General features: G+C 59.0%; 18 protein-coding genes. 5 read left to right on the forward strand and 13 right to left on the reverse strand.

All coding sequences use genetic code 11. The features are described 5' to 3' along the window. Positions 1-25 precede the first annotated feature (25 nt). Positions 26-607, forward strand: a complete 582-nt coding sequence (locus C1Y43_RS02565) for a nucleoside triphosphate pyrophosphatase (protein ID WP_199189136.1) — start codon at positions 26-28, stop codon at positions 605-607. Between the two features lie 10 nt (positions 608-617). Here C1Y43_RS02565 and rluC read toward each other — a convergent pair whose 3' ends face one another. Continuing rightward, a complete protein-coding gene (gene rluC, locus C1Y43_RS02570; protein WP_104186888.1) occupies positions 618-1,577 on the reverse strand; it encodes a 23S rRNA pseudouridine(955/2504/2580) synthase RluC in 960 nt (319 codons plus the stop codon). A gap of 573 nt (positions 1,578-2,150) precedes the next feature. On the opposite strand from rluC, the gene rne reads away from it, so the two are divergent. Next, positions 2,151-5,441, forward strand: a complete 3,291-nt coding sequence (gene rne, locus C1Y43_RS02575; protein WP_104186889.1) for a ribonuclease E — start codon at positions 2,151-2,153, stop codon at positions 5,439-5,441. A 180-nt stretch (positions 5,442-5,621) separates the two neighbouring features. Here rne and flgL read toward each other — a convergent pair whose 3' ends face one another. The 11 genes from flgL to flgB form a co-directional block, all read right to left on the reverse strand. Beyond that, positions 5,622-6,587 carry a flagellar hook-associated protein FlgL gene (flgL, locus tag C1Y43_RS02580; protein WP_058775424.1) on the reverse strand — a complete coding sequence of 322 codons (966 nt, stop codon included), beginning with the start codon at positions 6,585-6,587 and terminating at the stop codon, positions 5,622-5,624. A 17-nt stretch (positions 6,588-6,604) separates the two neighbouring features. After that, positions 6,605-8,248 (reverse strand): flagellar hook-associated protein FlgK, encoded by a 1,644-nt coding sequence (gene flgK, locus C1Y43_RS02585; RefSeq protein WP_021506414.1) that lies wholly within the window; start codon positions 8,246-8,248, stop codon positions 6,605-6,607. Between the two features lie 116 nt (positions 8,249-8,364). After that, on the reverse strand, positions 8,365-9,306 hold the full coding sequence (flgJ, locus tag C1Y43_RS02590) for a flagellar assembly peptidoglycan hydrolase FlgJ (protein WP_021506415.1): 942 nt from the start codon (positions 9,304-9,306) through the stop codon (positions 8,365-8,367). Then, positions 9,306-10,355 carry a flagellar basal body P-ring protein FlgI gene (locus C1Y43_RS02595; RefSeq protein ID WP_230201060.1) on the reverse strand — a complete coding sequence of 350 codons (1,050 nt, stop codon included), beginning with the start codon at positions 10,353-10,355 and terminating at the stop codon, positions 9,306-9,308. Before C1Y43_RS02595 ends, flgJ begins: the two co-directional genes overlap by 1 nt. A 69-nt stretch (positions 10,356-10,424) precedes the next feature. Beyond that, complete coding sequence (locus C1Y43_RS02600; protein ID WP_021506417.1) at positions 10,425-11,135, reverse strand: flagellar basal body L-ring protein FlgH; 711 nt, start codon at positions 11,133-11,135, stop codon at positions 10,425-10,427. Positions 11,136-11,197: 62 nt separating this feature from the next. Beyond that, entirely contained in the window at positions 11,198-11,980 is a 783-nt protein-coding gene (gene flgG / locus C1Y43_RS02605; protein WP_021506418.1) for a flagellar basal-body rod protein FlgG, read from the reverse strand. Positions 11,981-11,997: 17 nt separating this feature from the next. After that, on the reverse strand, positions 11,998-12,756 hold the full coding sequence (locus C1Y43_RS02610; RefSeq protein WP_058759464.1) for a flagellar basal body rod protein FlgF: 759 nt from the start codon (positions 12,754-12,756) through the stop codon (positions 11,998-12,000). A gap of 20 nt (positions 12,757-12,776) precedes the next feature. Beyond that, positions 12,777-13,979 carry a flagellar hook protein FlgE gene (flgE, locus tag C1Y43_RS02615; protein ID WP_021506420.1) on the reverse strand — a complete coding sequence of 401 codons (1,203 nt, stop codon included), beginning with the start codon at positions 13,977-13,979 and terminating at the stop codon, positions 12,777-12,779. Positions 13,980-14,004: 25 nt separating this feature from the next. Continuing rightward, a complete protein-coding gene (gene flgD, locus C1Y43_RS02620) occupies positions 14,005-14,679 on the reverse strand; it encodes a flagellar hook assembly protein FlgD (RefSeq protein WP_021506421.1) in 675 nt (224 codons plus the stop codon). A 12-nt stretch (positions 14,680-14,691) separates the two neighbouring features. After that, entirely contained in the window at positions 14,692-15,096 is a 405-nt protein-coding gene (flgC, locus tag C1Y43_RS02625; protein WP_021506422.1) for a flagellar basal body rod protein FlgC, read from the reverse strand. Between the two features lie 2 nt (positions 15,097-15,098). Further along, positions 15,099-15,512 (reverse strand): flagellar basal body rod protein FlgB, encoded by a 414-nt coding sequence (flgB, locus tag C1Y43_RS02630; RefSeq protein WP_021506423.1) that lies wholly within the window; start codon positions 15,510-15,512, stop codon positions 15,099-15,101. Positions 15,513-15,666: 154 nt separating this feature from the next. Between flgB and flgA the strand changes: the two genes are divergently transcribed. From flgA to flgN, 3 genes are all read left to right on the forward strand, one after another. Then, the gene (gene flgA, locus C1Y43_RS02635) at positions 15,667-16,326 is read left to right on the forward strand and encodes a flagellar basal body P-ring formation chaperone FlgA (RefSeq protein ID WP_104186891.1); all 660 of its coding nucleotides are present in this window, start codon (positions 15,667-15,669) and stop codon (positions 16,324-16,326) included. Positions 16,327-16,432: 106 nt separating this feature from the next. Then, complete coding sequence (flgM, locus tag C1Y43_RS02640) at positions 16,433-16,735, forward strand: flagellar biosynthesis anti-sigma factor FlgM (RefSeq protein WP_104186892.1); 303 nt, start codon at positions 16,433-16,435, stop codon at positions 16,733-16,735. Between the two features lie 5 nt (positions 16,736-16,740). Then, on the forward strand, positions 16,741-17,172 hold the full coding sequence (gene flgN / locus C1Y43_RS02645; protein WP_058769621.1) for a flagellar export chaperone FlgN: 432 nt from the start codon (positions 16,741-16,743) through the stop codon (positions 17,170-17,172). Between the two features lie 66 nt (positions 17,173-17,238). Here flgN and murJ read toward each other — a convergent pair whose 3' ends face one another. After that, positions 17,239-18,777: a murein biosynthesis integral membrane protein MurJ gene (gene murJ, locus C1Y43_RS02650; protein WP_058759461.1), complete on the reverse strand. Its 1,539-nt coding sequence runs from the start codon at positions 18,775-18,777 to the stop codon at positions 17,239-17,241. Positions 18,778-18,800: the final 23 nt, after the last annotated feature.

Raw genomic sequence — 18,800 nt, forward strand, 5'->3', positions numbered from 1 at the left:
ACGCTATCACTTCTGCAAAAAAATGATGACACCGCTGGTTTTAGCCTCAACCTCTCCGTTTCGTCAGGCGCTGCTGCGCAAGCTCGGCCTGCCATTTATCACTGCCGCCCCTGAAAGCGATGAAACGCCGCTGCCGGGAGAAGCCGCGCCGCAGCTGGTGCAGCGTCTGGCCATCGCCAAAGCGCAGGCGCTGGCCGCGCGCTATCCTGCGCACTGGATCATTGGGTCCGATCAGGTCTGTGTACTGGATGGCCACATCGCCGGCAAGCCGCATACCGCAGAGAACGCCTGCCAGCAGCTGGCGCTGGCGAGCGGTAAAGCCATCACCTTTTATACCGGCCTGGCGCTGATTCACCCCGCCAGCGCGCAGCAGCATGTGCTGTGTGAACCCTTTACCGTGCATTTTCGGCAACTGAGCGCGGCAGAGATCGCGCGCTACGTCGAGCTGGAGCAGCCGCTGCAGTGCGCCGGCAGTTTCAAAAGTGAGGGACTGGGGATTTGTCTGTTCGAACGGCTGGAGGGGCGCGATCCCAATAGCCTGATTGGCTTACCGCTGATCGCGCTGAATGGCCTGTTAAGGCAGGCGGGCATCAATCCGCTGGGCTGATGCCACGCTGTCAGGCTTTTTTCTGCTGGCGCAACTGGGACAGGCAGTGCTTCAGTGCCTTATCCAGCGGCGCTTCCATACGCAGACTTTCGCCGGTGTTGGGATGGGTAAACGTCAGCGCGGCAGCATGCAGGAACAGCCGCGCCAGACCGGTTAGTGCCAGCTGGCGATCGAATTCGCGATCGCCATAGCGATCGTCAAAGGCAATCGGGTGCCCGCCATGCAGGGTATGCACGCGAATCTGATGCGTACGTCCGGTCACCGGACTGGCTTTAACTAATGTCGCCAGGCCAAAACGTTCTTCAACTTTAAAGCGCGTTTCTGACGGCTTGCCCTCCGCGCTGACCCGCACCACGCGCTCGCCGCTTTGCAGAATGTTTTTCAGCAGCGGTGCCTGCACCACTTTCAGATGCGATGGCCAGTCGCCGCGCACCAGCGCCAGATAATCCTTCTGCATGCCCTTCTCACGCAACTGCTCGTGCAGCGAACGCAGCGCCGAGCGCTTCTTCGCCACCAGCAAAATGCCAGACGTGTCACGATCGAGACGGTGCACCAGTTCAAGGAAACGCGCCTCCGGGCGCAGCGCGCGCAGCCCTTCAATCACGCCGAAGCTCAGCCCGCTGCCGCCGTGCACCGCGGTGCCGGACGGTTTGTTCAGCACCAGCAGATAATCGTCTTCATACAGAATGCATGACTCCAGCGCCGCTACTTTATCCAGTTTGGGCGACACCGCCTGCTCTTCACGCTCGGCCACGCGCACCGGCGGCACGCGCACTTCGTCGCCGTCTTCCAGCTTATATTCAGGTTTTACGCGCTTCTTATTAACCCGCACCTCGCCTTTGCGCAGAATGCGGTAAATCATGCTTTTCGGCACCCCTTTCAGCTGAGTGCGCAAAAAGTTATCAATACGTTGACCGGCATTTTCAGCCGTGATGGCGACAAACTGTACGCCGGGATTCTCTGTTTTCATGGCGGCGATTCTAAATAGTGTCCCCGGATAGCGCCACCCCTTTTTCTGTGCTTAACTCTGACTTTATCGCCGCGTTAAGCGGCCAGAATGCTGGCTTTTTCAACGATGCGATGATTACCCCTGCAAATGAACAGGTTAAGGATGAACAAACTTCACAGCTCGGTAAAAGTCGCCTTGCTATAAGTTGCTAAGCAATGGAATAATGCAGAGGTTTCTGTCCTGGAAAGAGTCAGGCAGGAAAAAGAGCGAAATTAAGGTATTTTGCCGGATGAAACGGACACGCAGCAATGGCGTAAGACGTGATGTTTAATCAGGCACTTAGCGGGCTGCGGGTTGCGGCCTGGACGACAGACTGGGATGTGTGGATTTTTGAATACTCTGTAGCACTTCCACCTTCAGGCGCTGGTTTTCCTTATGAAAAACAGGCCACCGACAAGATTTGCGCCCCTTTAGCCGCCGACAACCGTGAGGTTGACGTCAGTGCATGCAGACACGGGGCCATCGGTTGATTCTCGTCCAGGGTAACGATGCCCGCAGCTTTATCACTCATGTGAGAATAACGAGTAAGTCACGATGAAAAGAATGTTAATCAACGCAACTCAGCAGGAGGAGTTGCGCGTTGCCCTTGTTGACGGACAACGTCTGTACGATCTGGATATCGAAAGCCCCGGACACGAGCAGAAAAAAGCCAACATCTACAAAGGTAAAATCACCCGTATTGAACCCAGCCTCGAAGCTGCGTTTGTTGATTACGGTGCCGAGCGTCACGGTTTCCTCCCTCTGAAAGAAATTTCCCGCGAATACTTCCCTGCTAATTACAACGCGCATGGCCGTCCGAACATCAAAGATGTGCTGCGTGAAGGCCAGGAAGTGATCGTACAAATCGATAAAGAGGAGCGCGGTAATAAAGGGGCAGCACTGACCACCTTTATTTCGCTGGCCGGTAGCTATCTGGTGCTGATGCCCAACAACCCGCGCGCTGGCGGCATTTCCCGCCGTATCGAAGGTGACGACCGTACCGAGCTGAAAGAGGCGCTGTCAGCGCTGGAGCTGCCGGACGGCATGGGCCTGATCGTGCGTACCGCTGGCGTCGGCAAATCTGCCGAATCACTGCAGTGGGATCTCAGCTTCCGTCTGAAGCACTGGGAAGCCATCAAAAAAGCCGCAGACAGCCGCCCGGCACCGTTCCTGATTCATCAGGAAAGTAACGTGATTGTCCGCGCCTTCCGCGACTACCTGCGTCAGGATATCGGTGAAATCCTTATCGATAACCCGAAAGTGCTGGAGCTGGCGCGTCAGCACATCGCCGCGCTCGGTCGTCCGGACTTCAGCAGCAAAATCAAACTGTACACCGGTGAAATTCCGCTGTTCAGCCATTACCAGATCGAATCGCAGATTGAATCGGCGTTCCAGCGCGAAGTGCGTCTGCCGTCCGGCGGTTCTATCGTTATCGACAGCACCGAAGCGTTGACCGCCATCGATATCAACTCCGCCCGCGCGACACGCGGTGGCGATATCGAAGAGACCGCCTTCAACACTAACCTGGAAGCCGCCGACGAGATTGCCCGTCAGCTGCGTCTGCGCGACCTCGGTGGTCTGATTGTTATCGACTTCATCGATATGACGCCGGTGCGCCATCAGCGCGCCGTGGAAAACCGTCTGCGTGAAGCGGTACGTCAGGATCGGGCGCGTATCCAGATCAGCCACATTTCACGCTTTGGTCTGCTGGAGATGTCGCGTCAGCGCCTCAGCCCGTCACTGGGTGAGTCCAGCCATCACGTCTGCCCGCGCTGTAGCGGTACCGGCACCATTCGTGATAACGAATCGCTGTCGCTGTCGATCCTGCGTCTGATTGAAGAAGAAGCGCTGAAAGACAACACCAAAGAAGTGCACGCCATTGTGCCGGTTCAGGTGGCCTCTTACCTGCTGAACGAAAAACGTGAAGCGGTCAGTGCGATTGAGAAACGTCAGGGCGGCGTGCGTGCCATTATCGTGCCAAACGATCAGATGGAAACGCCGCACTACTCGGTGCTGCGCGTGCGCAAAGGTGAAGAGACGCAAACCCTCTCCTATCACCTGCCGAAACTGCATGAAGCTGAGATGGCGCTGCCTTCGGAAGAAGAGCACGCTGAGCGTCGTCGTCCGGAGCAGCCAGCACTGGCCGCCTTCGTGATGCCGGATGCACCACCGGCTCCGGTTGAAGTGAGCGAAGAGAGCCAGCCGGCAGCGGTTGACGTCAAAGCCAAACCGGCGGTCGCAGCACCCGCGGCGGTCAGCACCGGTTTTGTTGCGCGCCTGCTGGGTGGCCTGAAAAAACTGTTTGCTGGTGATGCCCCCGCCGCGGCCCCTGCTGAAGAGAAGACCGAAGCGAAAACGGCTGACGGTGAGAATACGCAGCAGCGTGGTGAGCGTCGTAACAACCGTCGCAACAACAACAATCGCCGCGAGCGCACGCCGCGTAACGGTGAGCATGCGCAGAACCGTGAAGGCCGTGAGCCACGTGAAGCGCGCGAGCCGCGTGAACCCCGTGAGCCTCGTGAAGCCCGCGAGCCACGCGATCAGGATAACCGCCGTAACAAGCGTCAGAATGACGCGCGTGGCGAGCGTCCGGCGCTGACTGAAGAGCAACTGCAGCAGCGTGATGAGCAGCAGCAACAGCGTCGCGAACAGCGTGCTGAGCGTCAGCGTCGTCGTCAGGAAGAAAAGCGTGCGCAGCAGGAACCGCAAGTTGCTGAGCAGGTGCCTGTTGTTGATAGCGTTGATGACAGCGTTGCGCAGGAAGACGAACGCGTTCAGGTTATGCCACGTCGCAAACAGCGCCAGCTCAGTCAGCGCGTGCGCGTAGGTGACAACGCTGAGGCGATCCCTGCTGAGCTGCCTGCCGCCGCCGTTACTGAAGCGGTGCAGGAAAACAGCCAGCGCGCCCAGCTGAAAGAGCAAGTTGAAACCGCTCAGGATGAGCAGGATGACAGCGAGAACCGTGACGGGGCCAACATGCCGCGCCGTTCACGTCGCTCACCGCGTCATCTGCGCGTCAGCGGTCAGCGTCGTCGTCGCTATCGTGACGAGCGTTACCCTACGCAGTCTGCGATGCCGCTGGAAACAGCAGCTGCCTCACCAGAGATGGCGTCAGGCAAAGTGTGGATCACCTATCCGGTCACGCAGACTCACGAGCACTTCACCTCTAACCAGGCGCTGAACGAAATGCCAGACTATGGCTATCAGGATGCCGCCCCGGCGGAAGAACTGCCTGTGGCTGTCGAAGCCGCTGCCGTGGCACAGCCAGAAACGCCAGCGCCAGAAGTGGTGCATCAGGCTGAGCCGCAGGCGCACACTGAGGTGCCGGTGGTGAATACTGATGACCTGACGCCAGTGGCGGCACCGGTTGATCACCAGCCAGCAGTGATTTCCGCAGCCGATGAAGCAGTTGCACAGGAAACCGCAGCAGAAGCGCAACCGGCTGTTACGCCTGCCGAAGAGACGCCGCCAGTGGTTACCGAAGTGGTTACCGAAGCGGTTAGCGCAGCGGAACAGGCTCCGATCGAGGTGTCACCCGCGGTTGAAGCGCAGGTAGAAGAAGTGCTGTCCGCGCCGGTAGCGGCCGAAGCACCTGTCGCGCCGGTCACCGAACCGCACGCACCGGTTGCCGCCCGTGATACCGGGGTCAGCCATGCTGAGACCCGCTTCAAGCATCACGCTACGGCACCGATGACCAAAGCACCGGCACCAGCATGGGAACCTGAGCCCGTGCGTCACAGTGACTGGGTCCGTCCGGCCTTCAACTTCGAAGGACGCGGTTCAGCCGGCGGTCATAGCGCCACGCATCAGGCTACCGCACCGGCTACCCGTCCGGAAAGCGCGTAAACCTCTGCTGTAGAGCCTACCGTCTCCAAACCCCGGCTGGTCCGGGGTTTTTTATTGCCCGCATTCTCCCCTCCCACCTGACTGAACACTCTGAATAAAAGCCAAAAAAAATCCCACGGCCCTCGCAGGCAGTGGGAAAAACTAAGCGTACCCGGTTTAAGTACGCTCAAACAGTCAGGTTTATTTATTCATCTGGAACAGCGACATCTTCGACATATCGCTAAAGGTGGTGTACGACGCCTGCAGCAGCTGCTGCTGCATGGTGTAGGTAGAAATGGCTTCGGTGTAATCGACGTTAACCAGCGTGCTCATCTGATCTTTCAGCGTCACCTTGCGGTCGTCACCTTTTGCATCCAGCGTATCCAGTTCGTCCAGCTGGGTACCAATCTCAGAACGCACCGCCAGCACGTTGTTCAGCGAGTTGCTGAAGCCACGGTTGGCCTTGTCCATCGCCGCGCTGAAGGTCTGTTTAGTGGCATCGTCAGCGTCATTCTGCGGCACTTTCAGCGCTGCAATGGCGTCATCCAGCATATCGAACAGGTTAGTCTGGCTGGGGCTGCCATCCGGCTCCGGCTTGGCGTTGCTGGTCAGCTGGTCAAAAATTGAATTACCGGTATGGCCCACCGTCATGGTGCGTTCGCTGTCGACTTTCTGAGTGATCGCGTCGCTGCCACCGCTATAGATGATTTTACCGCTGGCATCTTCAGTGAACGGCGGCTTGTCGGACGCATAGCCGGCAAACAGGTAGCGGCCGTTCCCGTCTTTGCTGTTGGCCAGGTTGAGCAGCTGCGAGCGAATGCCCTCCAGCTGGGTAGCATAAGACGCGCGGTCATCGTCACTCAGCGAGCCGTTACCGGCGCTGATCAGCGTGGACTGCGCCGACTGAATCGCCGTCGTGACATCACTCAGCGTGCTCTCTTCCAGCGACAGGCCCTGATTCGCGAACGAACGCGCCAGCGCGAACTGGCTGTCGCGCGCCTGCGTCTGCGACAGCACCACGGCGCGCGAAGCGGCGATCGGATCGTCAGACGGATTGGTCACGCGGCGACCGGTTGACAATTGTTCACCCGCTTTCAGCCAGGAGGATTGCGCGTCAGTGACGCCGCGCACCTGCTGGTCGAAAATCATATTGGTACTGAGTCTCATCGGTCAGGCCTCCCGTATTAACCGCGAATGCTCATCAGAGCATCGAAAATGGTATTGGCGGTTTGCAGTACCTGCGCGTTCGCCATGTAAAATTGCTGATATTTGCTCAGGTTGGCGTACTCTTCGTCGAGGTTTACGCCAGAAACCGACTGCTGACGTTCGGTCAGCTGCGTCACCACGCCCTTCTGGGTGGTGGCGGCGGTTTCGAGGTTTTTGGTTTTGTTGCCGACGGTGCTCACCAGGCTGGCATAACCCTGCGCCAGCGTGGCGTTACCGTTAATCAGTTTGGCATCCTGCAGGTCCAGCAGCTTTTGCGCGTTACGGTTATCGCTGGCGCCACCCGCAGCCGAAGCTGCCGCGATCTGCGATTCACTGGTGATAGCCACTGACATGCCGCTAATCACATCCTGCACCGGTTTGACCAGGAAGCTGTCTTTGGCGTTAGCCGTTCCATTTACCGTTAATGACAGTCCGTCAAAGCTCATGGTGGTATTGCCGGCACCGTCGCTGCCCATGGTCGGCGTCACTTTCACGTTGTCGGAAAGACGCGTCACCGACCAGTTGCTGCCGTCATAGCTCACGCTGTAGTTAGAGGCTTTCATCGCCCCGGTGTCGGTCCAGCTGGCGCTGACGGTAGCGGCAGAGGTGTTTTTGCTGTTGGTCACCACTGTCGGGCTACCAATATTGAAGAAGTTGATGCCGGTGTTGCCTTTGCTGTCATAGCCCTGGCTGTGCACCTGGTTGAAGCTGGTGGTGAATGCCGCTGCCAGCTGCCCGAGCTGGTTCTGCGCGTTGTCCAGATCCTGGGTACGGAACGCCAGCAGGCCCCCGAGCGAACCGGTGGTCAGCGTTTTTTCCGGGATCTCAACGTTACCGGCCTGCTTATCGACATAGCCCACGGTAATGCGCGACGCATCGCTGCTGGAAGGCATGGCGATCAGCGAGGTGGTTTTGCTGCCATTGACCAGCGTGGTGTTGCCCATCGAGACGATGTAATTACCGTCCTGCTGCGAAACGTTTACGCCGACCAGGCCATTCAGGTTATTGACCAGCTGATCGCGCTGATCGAGCAGATCGTTAGGCGCAGAGCCGCCGCCGGTGGTCAGCTTGGCGATCTGCGTGTTGAGATCGGCAATCTGGCTGGAATAGGTGTTGATCTGCTCGACGCTGGCTTTGATGTCCGTATTGACGCTGTTTTGCATGCTGGTCAGATACTGTGCGGTAGTCTGGAACTGGTTTACCAGTCCCTGCGCATAGCTCAGCATAGACTGACGCGCAGAAGGATCGTCTGCGTTACTCACCACGTTCTGCACGTTAGTGAAAAAGCTCTGAATCGAGTCAGACAGGCTGGTGGTCGACGTCGACAACAGATCATCAATATTCGAAATCTGGTTGTACTGTGAATTGACCGCGCTGTAGTTGGCACTGTTACCGCGCAACTGGGCGGTAATAAACTCATCGTATTCACGCTGCACGCCGGTCACATTGACGCCGTTGCCATAATAGTTGCTGCCCTGCAGCGTACTGTTGGCCTGCGACAGCAAAATCGTCTGGCGCGAATAACCGGCCACGGTGTAATTACTGATGTTGTTACTGGTGGTGCTTAATGCGGCCTGTGCGGCGCTCAGCCCGCTCATCGCGGAGTTAATTATGCTGGACATCTCGGTTCCTTTTTCCCGTTAACCGGGCTGGCAGTCATCAGTGCGATTGCGCGGGCCACAACGCCCGCGGCATGTGAAGGTTATCGGCGTGCTTAAGCGAAACTTGAGCGGAAAAATCAGAACAGATCGGTGAAATCCTGGCTGTAAGCCTTAACCACTTTTTCGCCCATGTTTTTGAATTGCTGGATCATTCCTACCAGTTTCTGCGCATATTTCGGGTCAGTCGCGTAGCCGGCCGCCTGCAGCGCGCGCGCACCCTGCTCGGCGCTCGGTGCGTTCGCTACTGCCGCATAGCGCGGGTTACTGGAAATCAACCGGACGTAGTCGCTGAGCGCTTCAAAATAGGAGCCATAAACGCGGAAGGTGGCGCGCACTTTCTTCGCTTCACCGCCCTCGTATTCTGTGGTCATGATGTCGGTGGTTTCGCCCTTCCAGTCGCCGCTGGCTTTAATCCCGAACACGTTGTAGCTCGGCTTACCGTCGCGCGTCAGGATCTGCCGCTGGCCCCAGCCGGACTCCAGTGCCGCCTGCGCCAGGATCAGATGGTGAGGAATGCCGCTCTGCTGGCTGGCCACTTTCGCCGGCTGCGCCAGCTGGGCGATAAACTCATTGCTGTCACCGGGCAGGCTGGCCGGCGAGACCGGCAGACGCGGCACCGCTTTGCGCACCATCTGCTCCAGCTGCGTGGGCGCCATGCTGCTATAGATGAAGCTGTTATCCAGTTTCATCGGCACGGTACCGGCGCTTTCGTCCGGTGCCTGCGCCGGCTGCATCTGTTTGACAATGGTGTCGGCCAGACCCAGCCCGCGCTTGCCGATTTCCTGCGCAATCTGCTGATCGTAAAGCGAGGTGTAAAGCCGCGTCTGATCGTTGCTCAGCATGCCATCCTGCGGCAGCGCTTCACGCATGCTCTTCAGCATCATCTGCACGAACATCCCTTCGACCTGCTTCGCCACCTGCAGCGCTTTGCCTTTCGGGTCCACGGCAGCCTGGCGTTTCAGTTCGTTCAGCGAGCGGCTGTCATACGCCGCGTTCATCAGCGATTGCGTATCGGTCATCAGATAATTTCCAGCTTCGCGCGCAGGCAGCCCGCGCTCTCCATCGATTGCAGAATCGACATCAGCTCAATCGGTGTCGCACCCAGCGCATTCAGCGCCCGCACTACGTTGTTCAGGTTGGCACTGGCGTTAACCCGCTGCAGCGCGCCACCGCTCTGACGCAGATCGATCTGCGTTTGCGTGGTGGCAACCGTCTGACCACCGGCAAACGGCGTATCCGGCTGGCTGACGTTCTGCTGCTGGTTAACCGTGACCGACAGGTTGCCCTGCGCCACCGCACAGGTGTTGAGCGTCACTTCGCGATTCATCACCACCGAACCGGTGCGCGAGTTAATGATCACTTTGGCGTCTTCCAGCGGCACCGACACGTCGATGTTCTGGATCTCCGCCAGCAGACGTACCTGCGAGCTGTTATTCGGCGACACGCGGATTTGCACGGTACGGGCGTCCAGCGGCAGCGCTGACCCCACGCCACGGCTGTTGATGGCATCAGCAATGCGCTGCGCCATGGTGAAATCTTCGTTGTTAAGCTGCAGGTTGATGGTGTTCTGGCTGCCGAAGTTGCTCTGCAGCTCACGTTCCACAGTGGCGCCACCGGTAATGCGGCCGCCGTTGAGCTGGTTAACCTGTACGCTGCTGCCGCCGGCCGAGGCGCCCGCCCCGCCGACCAGAATGTTACCCTGCGCCAGCGCGTAAACCTGGTTATCGACGCCCTTCAGCGGCGTCATCAGCAGCGTACCGCCGCGCAAGCTTTTGGCGTTACCCAGAGAGGACACCACCACGTCAACCGTCTGTCCCTGACGGGCAAACGACGGCAGTTTGGCGGTGACCATCACCGCCGCCACGTTTTTCAGCTGCATGTTGGTGCCGGCAGGCACGGTGATGCCCAGCTGCGACAGCATGTTACTCACCGTTTGCGTGGTGAACGGCGTCTGGGTGGTCTGGTCACCGGTGCCATCAAGGCCAACCACCAGACCGTAACCAATCAGCTGGTTATCGCGTACGCCCTGCACGCTGGTGAGATCGCGGATGCGATCGGCCTGCGCCATCAGGCTGCTGATGCCGAGCAACAGGCCCAGGCCCAAACGCAGCAGTGTAGTGTTTTTCATCATGACCTCTTACATCGGCGAGACGTTCAGGAAGAAGCGCTGGAACCAGCCCATGGTCTGCGCCTCATTGATATAACCGTTACCGACGTACTCAATACGTGCATCGGCGACCTGCGTTGACAACACCGCGTTGCTGGCGCTGATGGTGCGCGGGTTCACTACGCCAGAGAAGCGAATAAATTCGGTGCCCTGGTTGATTTCAATCTGTTTCTCGCCGACCACGCGCAGGTTGCCGTTCGACAGCACCTGGTTAACGGTGACGGTGATGGTGCCGGTAAAGGTGTTGTTGGCGGTCGCGCCACCTTTGCCAGCGAAATCGTTTTTGCCGTTGGCATCGAGCGCGGCTTTTTCGCCGCCGGCGCCCACCAGTCCGGCCAGGCCGGTTGGGATGGCGCTCAGGCCAAAGCTGTTGCTGCCGTCGCGGCTGGCATTGGCTGAAGAGCTTTTGCTGGCGCTGACGTTTTCCTGCAGCGTGATGGTCAGGGTGTCACCAATGTTACGTGGACGACGATCCTCAAACAGCGGCTGATAGCCGTAGTTGAGCGGCGCCACGCCCTGAAAAATGGAACCGTTCACCACCGGCGGTGCGGATGGCGTCGGCTCAGCCGTCGTCGCACCCTGTACCAGTGGCGTGCGCGGCACCAGCGCACAACCGTTAAGGGTCAGTAGCAGCGTGGCTACTAACCAATGCCCAGGCTTGAGAATCACTTGCTTCGCCACGGAGTTCTGACCTTTTTCATGTTCTTAATCGGGCCAGACGCGCTGGCCCAACGATCCCGGCATTACAGCTGGGTTAACTTCTGCAGCATCTGATCGGAGGTGCTGATCGCTTTGCTGTTGATCTCATAAGCGCGCTGCGTCTGGATCATGGTCACCAGCTCTTCCGCCACGTTGACGTTGGAGGTTTCCACGTAACCCTGATACAGCAGACCGGCCCCGTTCTGGCCCGGCGTGCTTTCAGTTGGTGCGCCAGAAGCCTGGGTTTCCTGATAAAGGTTTTCCCCGACGCTATCCAGTCCGGCATCGTTCATGAAGGTGCTGAGCGTCAGCTGGCCAACCTGCGCCGGCTGCGTCTGCCCCTGCTGTGTCACCGTCACCACGCCGTCACGCGCAATGGTGATGCTGGTGGCGTTCGCCGGAATAGTGATGCCTGGTTGCACCGGGAAACCGGCGTTGGTCACCAGCTGGCCGTTCTGGTCCACCTGGAACGAGCCGTCGCGGGTATACGCAGAGGTGCCGTCCGGCATCTGCACCTGGAAATAGCCCTGACCATTAATCGCCACATCTTTTGAGTTGCTGGTCTGCGACAGGTTGCCCTGGTTGTGCAGACGTTCGGTGGTCACCGGACGCACACCGGTACCGATCTGCAGGCCCGACGGCAGCGTGGTCTGTTCTGACGACTGCGCACCCGGCTGACGCAGGGTCTGGTACATCAGGTCTTCGAACACCGCGCGTGAACGCTTAAAGCCGTTGGTGCTGACGTTCGCCAGGTTGTTGGCGATGACGTCCATGTTGGTCTGCTGTGCGTCAAGACCGGTTTTCGCGATCCATAAAGAACGAATCATTGTGTTTTCCTTAAGCCTTAGCTGCTCATATTGAGCAGCTGATTAGCCCGCTGTTCGTTTTCATCGACGTTGGAGATCACTTTCATCTGCATCTCGAAACGTCGGGCGTTGGCGATCATGTCGACCATGGTTTCCACGGGCTTCACGTTGCTGCCCTCCAGCACGCCCGGCATCACCTGCACGGTCGCGTCATTCGGCAGCGCCGCGCCGCGCTGTGCCTGAGTGGCGGCGCTGGGACGGAACATGCCGTCATCACCGCGCGTCAGTTCCTGGCCTGTGGCACGTACCAGCTTCAGCCGTCCGAGCTGCACCGTGGCGTTCGGCGCGTCACCGGCGTTAAGCGCAGTGATGGAGCCGTCGGCGGCAATGGTCAGTTGCGCGCCCTGCGGCACGGCAATCGGACCGCCATCGCCCATCACGGGATTGCCCTGAATGGTCAGCTGGCCGGTCGGGCTGATCTGCATGTTACCGTTGCGGGTATAAGCTTCGCTGCCGTCAGCGGTACGCACCGCCAGCCAGCCATCCTGCTGCACCGCCACATCGAGCGGACGCTCGGTGTAATCGAGCGAGCCCTGCGACATATCGGCACCCGGTGTGGAAGCGGCGACCAGCGTACGTGTTGGCAGCGACCAGCCGTTGACCGGCACCGCGCGCAGCGCATTGAGCTGAGCGCGAAAGCCCGGCGTCGAGGCGTTGGCGAGGTTGCTGGCGGTGACAGACTGTTGCTCCATCGTCTGACTGGCCGCGCCCATCGCGGTATATATTGCGTGATCCATAAAGCAATCCCGTTAGCGTATTAACGAAGGTTGACCAGGGTGTTAAGAATCTGGTCCTGCGTTTTGATGGTCTGGCTGTTGGCCTGATAGTTACGCTGGGCAACGATCATATTCACCAGCTCTTTACTCAGGTCGACGTTGGACGCTTCCAGCGCGCCGGAGGTCAGGTTGCCGTAGGTACCGGTGCCTGCCAGACCGACTGCCGCCTGGCCCGAGGAGTTGGTTGCCGACCAGACGTTATCGCCCTCGGACTTCAGCCCTTCCGGGTTAGAGAAACTCGCCAGCACAATCTGACCCAGCAGCTGGGTTTTCTGGTTGGAGTAAGTCCCGGTGATGGTGCCGTCATCGTTGATGGTGTAGCTGGTCAGATCGCCCGGCGCATAGCCATCCTGGGTTGGGTTACCGAAGTTGGTTTTGCCGGTGTTCTGCTGCAGGCTGCCGAGCACGCTGAGGCTGACGGCCTGGTTGGCCGCAGCACCGTTGGCACCCTGAATGGTCAGCGCCACGGTGCTGGCCGAGGTCAGGTTACCGCTGGTATCGAATACCATGTTGAAGTTACCGGCAGCCTGACCGGTGGTGGAATCAATCGCGTGCACCGTCCAGTTGTTGTCGGCCGTTTTGACGTAGTACAGATCCAGCGCGTGGTCGTTACCCTGCGAGTCGTACACGGTCACGGTGCTTTTGGCGTTGTAAGTATCCACGTTGGTTGCCGTGAACGCACCGCCGGTTGGCACCGCATCGGTTGAGTTCAGGTTGGATACCATGGTGGCGGTAGTGGTAGCGCGCGCCGACATCTGGGTGGTCGGAATGCTCAGCGCCACCGGGTTGGCACCGGCCTGAATGGTTGGCGGGGTGCCGTTAGCCGGATAGCCGGTCACGGTCAGGCCCTGGGTATTCACCAGGTTACGGTTTTCGTCCAGCGTGAACTGGCCGTTGCGCGAATAGAACACGCCGCCGCTGGCGTCGGTCAGACGGAAGAAACCGTTGCCGCTCAGCGCCACGTCCAGCCCACGGCTGGTAGAGGTGGTGGTGCCGTCGTTAAAGTTCTGAATCACCGCTGCGACTTTGGTACCCATACCAACGTTCGAACCGGCGAACATATCGGCAAACGCGATGGTGCTGGATTTAAAGCCGGCCGTCGCCGAGTTGGCGATGTTGTTACCAATAACGTCGAGGTTGCTGGAGGCAGCGCCCAGGCCGCTCACCGCTTGTGAAAATGACATGCTATTTCTCCTGCTAAGAGGTTAGTCAGAGAATCTGACGAATTTCATCGAGGGTCGCGGAGCCCATGGTGCCGAGATCCAGTTTTGCGGTGTTATTCACGGTGCTGACGCCGTTGACATAGGCGTAGTTCAGCGGCTGTGCCACCAGTTGGGTGCTGCCATTGCTGGCGGCGAGTGAAACCGTATATTTGCCGTCCGGTGCGGCGCTGCCATCGTCCATCTTGCCGTCCCACGAGAAGGTGTGAACGCCGGCGCTGAGACCGCCGAGGTCGATGGAGCGCACTACGCTGCCGTTGCCATCTTTGATGGTGACGCTGGTGGCAGTCGACGCGGTGCCCAGCTCCACGCCAAACGGCGTGCTGGTGCCGCTGCCGACCAGCACCTGGCTGCCCTTCACCATCACGCCATGGCCGATCAGCGTTGAGCTCTGCAGCGACTGGCTGGTGCTGATCTGACCGGAGATCGATCCCAGCGTGGTATTGAGTTTTTCAATGCCGCTCAGGGTGTTGATCTGCGTCAGCTGGGTTGTCAGCTGACTGTTGTCCATCGGGTTAGTCGGGTCCTGATTTTTCAGCTGCGTCACCAGCATGTTCAGGAACTGGTTTTGCAGATCCTGCGCGCTGTTGCCGCTGCCGGTGCTGCTGCTGGAGCTGAGGACCGTGGGGTCGAGGTTGTCTTTAATCCCTACTGCAAGGCTCATAATGCGTCTCCGTTACTGACCCATGGTGAGGGTTTTCATCATCATTGACTTCACCGTGTTCAGCACTTCGACGTTGGCCTGATAGCTGCGCGACGCGGACATGGTGTTAACGGTTTCGGCGACCACGTCGACGTTAGGCATTTTGACGTAGCCTTTCTGGTCAGCCAGCGGATTACCCGGGTCATACACCAGTTTGGCGGGCGTCGGGTCGTTCACGACACCGGCTACTTTGACGCCGCCGGTGGCCGCGCCCTGAGCGGCATCGGTCTGGAAAATCACCTGCTTCGCCACGTACGGCTGGCCGTCCGGCCCGGTGACGCTGTCGGCGTTGGCCAGGTTACTGGCGCTGACGTTGAGCCGCTGTGACTGTGCAGTCATCGCAGAACCGGCGATATCAAAGATATTCAGCAATGCCATGATTATTGCCCCTGCAGAACGCTCATCATGCCTTTGATCTGGCTACTGATGAGGGTGAGATCGGTTTGGTATTTCAGGCTGTTATCCGCAAACTGCGTACGCTCGCGATCCATATCCACGGTGTTACCATCCGCGGCAGGCTGATCGGGAATGCGGTACAGCAGATCCAGTGCGGGCTGTGAGTTGGTCTGCGCTTCAATGTGACGTGATGACGTGACATTGAGCGCCAGGCTGCTGCCTTCGGCACGGCCGTTCTGCATCACCTTGCTCAGCTGGCTGGCAAAGTCGATATCCCGCGCCTGGTAGCCAGGGGTATCGGCGTTGGCAATGTTAGACGCCAGAATCTCCTGGCGCTGCGCCCGCAGGTTTAATGCTTCTGTACCAAATCGCAGCGCGGCATCGAGTTTGTCGAGCATGCTTCCTCCGCGAATGAGAATTTCGAGCTGACAGCTTAATGGGACAAAAGCAAGGGCTATCGTCTGAATAGCAGCAAAAATCGTGGCTATTTTTCACCTTGAATTTTTGGTGCGCGGAGTAGACTCAATGCCATCTTTTCGACAGGAGGCGTTGATGCGTACAACTTCTTCCCTGCTGGCCCTGCTGTGGCTGGCCTTCGCGACGCCCGGCTATGCCGCCGATCTCAGCGCGCAGCTGACTCAGTTCTTTCAGGCGCGCGATCCGCAGCACGCCGCCGGTATGACCGTGGTGGTCCGCACGCCGCAGACGCAGTGGCCCGCCTGCGACACACCGCAGCTGCTGCTGCCGGGTAACAGTCGCCAGTGGGGCAATCTGAGCATTGCCGCCAGCTGCGGCCAGAATCGTCGCTATCTGCAGGTGCAGGTGCAGGTGACCGGCGAGTATCTGGTGGCCAATCGTCAGCTGGCACGCGGCAGCAACGTCAGCGCCAGTGATTTCCGCCTGGAGAGTGGCCGGCTGGACACGCTGCCGGCGCGCGCGCTGCTCAGCAGCAGCAATCTGGTGGACGCCATTGCCCTGCGTGACATTGCGCCAGGCCAGCCGGTGACGGCCACCATGCTGCGCCAGCCGTGGCGGGTGAAAGCCGGTCAGAATGTGATGGTAATTGCCAGCGGCAACGGCTTTAATGCCAGCAGTGAAGGTCGTGCGTTAAACAATGCCAGCGCGGCGCAGACGGTGCGCGTGCGCATGAGCAATGGCCAGGTGGTAAGCGGTCGTGTCAGCGAGGATGGGAATATTCTGATATCGCTATAAAGCGTTAAAGAACGCTGTTGTTCTGCCGATAGAGATATCAACAATGATATTACCCTATGCTGACTCAGTTGGCTGATCCCCAACTGACCCTAACAGGAGCCACACCATGAGTATCGACAGAACGCAGCCTTTAAAACCGGTGAGCACTGTACAAACCCGTGACAGCAGCGACAACCAGGCAAAAGTGCGTCAGAACAGCGCACCGGCCACCAGCACCAGCCAGAATGGTGCGGAAGTGACGCTGAGTCCCGCTCAGGCGCAGCTGATGCAGCCGGGCAGCAAAGATATTAACACAGCGCGCGTAGAGCAGCTGAAGACCGCCATTCGTAATGGTGAACTGAAAATGGATACCGGTAAGATCGCCGATGCGCTGATCGCCGATACCAGGGCGTTTTTAGAGGGTAAATAGTCCCGATGGATAATCTGCTGACCACCTTAGATAAAATGCAGGATGTGCTGAGTTCGCTTAACGTCGTGATGGATGAAGAGCAGCAGCAACTTTCTGCCGGACGGATTAATGGCAACCTGCTGCAGCGCATTACAGAAGATAAAAGCGCGCTGCTGACGACGTTGAATTATCTGGACGAGATGCGCCGCAAAACCGAGCTGTCGCTGGGTACCAAAGCGCCTTATCGTGGTCACAGTGATATCGCACGCCGCTGGCACAGCATTCAGCAACATACCCAGCGTCTGCGCGACGCCAATCAGCACAATGGCATGCTGTTGCAGCATCAGATGACCTTTACCGAACAGGCGCTGTCGGTGCTGAAACCGCATCAGACCCAGTCATTTTACGGCCCGGACGGTCGTGGTTTAGGCCAGACCACGCTGAGCCGCAAAGGCTAAACGCAGCCGTGCTGCGGGTCTGCTGAATCAGGGTCGCCACGCCAGGCGACCCTTTTTTATTGTGGCTCACACCGCCGTGCGGCGGGCAAAATCGCGCGGGCGGAAGCCCAGTAAACCGAGCATCACGAAGTAAGCGCCGCCGCCAATGGCGCAAACCGCCGCCAGCCGCAGTAGCCGCCACCACATCTGCCCCTCTTCCCACGCCGGCATCACCTGCAGAATGCCCAGCAGCGCAGCAGCCATCACCGCGACGGCGACCAGCAGACGCAGCAGGAAACCGTGCCAGCCCGGCTGCGGCTGAAAGATTTGCTGTTTGCGCAGCTGCCAGTAGAGCAGCGCCGCATTCAGGCAGGCCGCCAGACCAATCGACAGCGACAGACCGGCGTGCTTCAGCGGGCCAATAAACGCCAGGTTCATCAGCTGGGTCATGATCAAGGTGGCGATAGCAATCTTTACCGGCGTTTTGATGTCCTGCCGCGAATAAAAGCCCGGCGCCAGCACTTTCACCACGATCAGCCCCATCAGCCCAACCGAATAGGCAATCAGCGCGCGCTGGGTCATCGCCGCATCAAAAGCGGTAAATTTGCCGTACTGGAACAGCGCCACGGTGAGCGGACCGGAAAGAATGCCCAGCGCAACCGCGCTCGGCAGCGCCAGCAGGAAGCACAGACGCAGGCCCCAGTCCATCAGACGGGAATATTCATCGTGGTTGCCGCTGGCAAAACTCTTCGCCAGCGACGGCAGCAGGATGGTGCCGAGCGCCACGCCCAGCACGCCAGAGGGAAACTCCATCAGACGATCGGCGTAGTACATCCACGACACCGAGCCGGAGACCAGAAACGAGGCGAAAATGGTATTGATGATCAGCGAGATCTGGCTCACCGATACGCCGAGAATCGCCGGGCCCATCTGGCGCATCACCCGCCACACGCCGGCATCGCGCAGGTTGACGCGCGGCAGTACCAGCATGCCAATCTTTTTCAGGTGCGGCAGTTGATAAAACAGCTGCAGCAGCCCGCCCACGACCACTGCCCACGCCAGCGCCATCACCGGCGGATGGAAGTGCGGCGCGGCAAACAGCGCAAAGCCGATCATGCTGATATTCAGCAGCGTGGGCGCGAACGCCGGGACGGAGAAGCGGTTCCAGGTATTAAGAATCGCCCCGGCCAGCGACGCCAGCGAGATCAGCAGAATATAAGGAAAGGTGACGCGCAGCAGCGAACTGGTTAAGGCGAACTTGTCGGCGGTATCGGCAAAACCCGGCGCCGTCACCACAATCACCCAGGGCGCAGCGACCATGCCCAGCACTGTCACCACTGCCAGCACCAGCGTCAGCAGGCCTGATACATAGGCAACAAACACCCGCGTGGCGTCTTCGCCCTGCTTGCTTTTATATTCGGCAAGAATTGGCACAAAGGCCTGTGAAAAGGCGCCTTCGGCGAAAATACGGCGCAGCAGATTGGGCAGTTTGAACGCCACGAAAAAGGCATCGGTGGCCATGCCAGCCCCGAAAACGCGCGCCACAATGGCGTCGCGGGCAAAGCCCAGCACGCGGGAAAACAGGGTCATCGAACTGACCGCAGCCAGCGATTTCAGCAAATTCATAATGAGTGGCGCATCCTGAAAAG

It is taken from the genome of Pantoea sp. ICBG 828 (assembly GCF_002928355.1).
Classification (GTDB): Bacteria; Pseudomonadota; Gammaproteobacteria; order Enterobacterales; family Enterobacteriaceae; genus Pantoea; species Pantoea dispersa.

Bases quoted from the DNA above. Each gene is read 5' to 3' on its own strand.
- C1Y43_RS02565 (WP_199189136.1), top strand. From the start codon at position 26: ATGACACCGCTGGTTTTAGCCTCAACCTCTCCGTTTCGTCAGGCGCTG.
- rluC (WP_104186888.1), bottom strand. From the start codon at position 1,577: ATGAAAACAGAGAATCCCGGCGTACAGTTTGTCGCCATCACGGCTGAA.
- rne (WP_104186889.1), top strand. From the start codon at position 2,151: ATGAAAAGAATGTTAATCAACGCAACTCAGCAGGAGGAGTTGCGCGTT.
- flgL (WP_058775424.1), bottom strand. From the start codon at position 6,587: ATGAGACTCAGTACCAATATGATTTTCGACCAGCAGGTGCGCGGCGTC.
- flgK (WP_021506414.1), bottom strand. From the start codon at position 8,248: ATGTCCAGCATAATTAACTCCGCGATGAGCGGGCTGAGCGCCGCACAG.
- flgJ (WP_021506415.1), bottom strand. From the start codon at position 9,306: ATGACCGATACGCAATCGCTGATGAACGCGGCGTATGACAGCCGCTCG.
- C1Y43_RS02595 (WP_230201060.1), bottom strand. From the start codon at position 10,355: ATGGCGCAGGCCGATCGCATCCGCGATCTCACCAGCGTGCAGGGCGTA.
- flgG (WP_021506418.1), bottom strand. From the start codon at position 11,980: ATGATTCGTTCTTTATGGATCGCGAAAACCGGTCTTGACGCACAGCAG.
- C1Y43_RS02610 (WP_058759464.1), bottom strand. From the start codon at position 12,756: ATGGATCACGCAATATATACCGCGATGGGCGCGGCCAGTCAGACGATG.
- flgE (WP_021506420.1), bottom strand. From the start codon at position 13,979: ATGTCATTTTCACAAGCGGTGAGCGGCCTGGGCGCTGCCTCCAGCAAC.
- flgD (WP_021506421.1), bottom strand. From the start codon at position 14,679: ATGAGCCTTGCAGTAGGGATTAAAGACAACCTCGACCCCACGGTCCTC.
- flgC (WP_021506422.1), bottom strand. From the start codon at position 15,096: ATGGCATTGCTGAATATCTTTGATATCGCCGGTTCTGCGATGACTGCA.
- flgB (WP_021506423.1), bottom strand. From the start codon at position 15,512: ATGCTCGACAAACTCGATGCCGCGCTGCGATTTGGTACAGAAGCATTA.
- flgA (WP_104186891.1), top strand. From the start codon at position 15,667: ATGCGTACAACTTCTTCCCTGCTGGCCCTGCTGTGGCTGGCCTTCGCG.
- flgM (WP_104186892.1), top strand. From the start codon at position 16,433: ATGAGTATCGACAGAACGCAGCCTTTAAAACCGGTGAGCACTGTACAA.
- flgN (WP_058769621.1), top strand. From the start codon at position 16,741: ATGGATAATCTGCTGACCACCTTAGATAAAATGCAGGATGTGCTGAGT.
- murJ (WP_058759461.1), bottom strand. From the start codon at position 18,777: ATGAATTTGCTGAAATCGCTGGCTGCGGTCAGTTCGATGACCCTGTTT.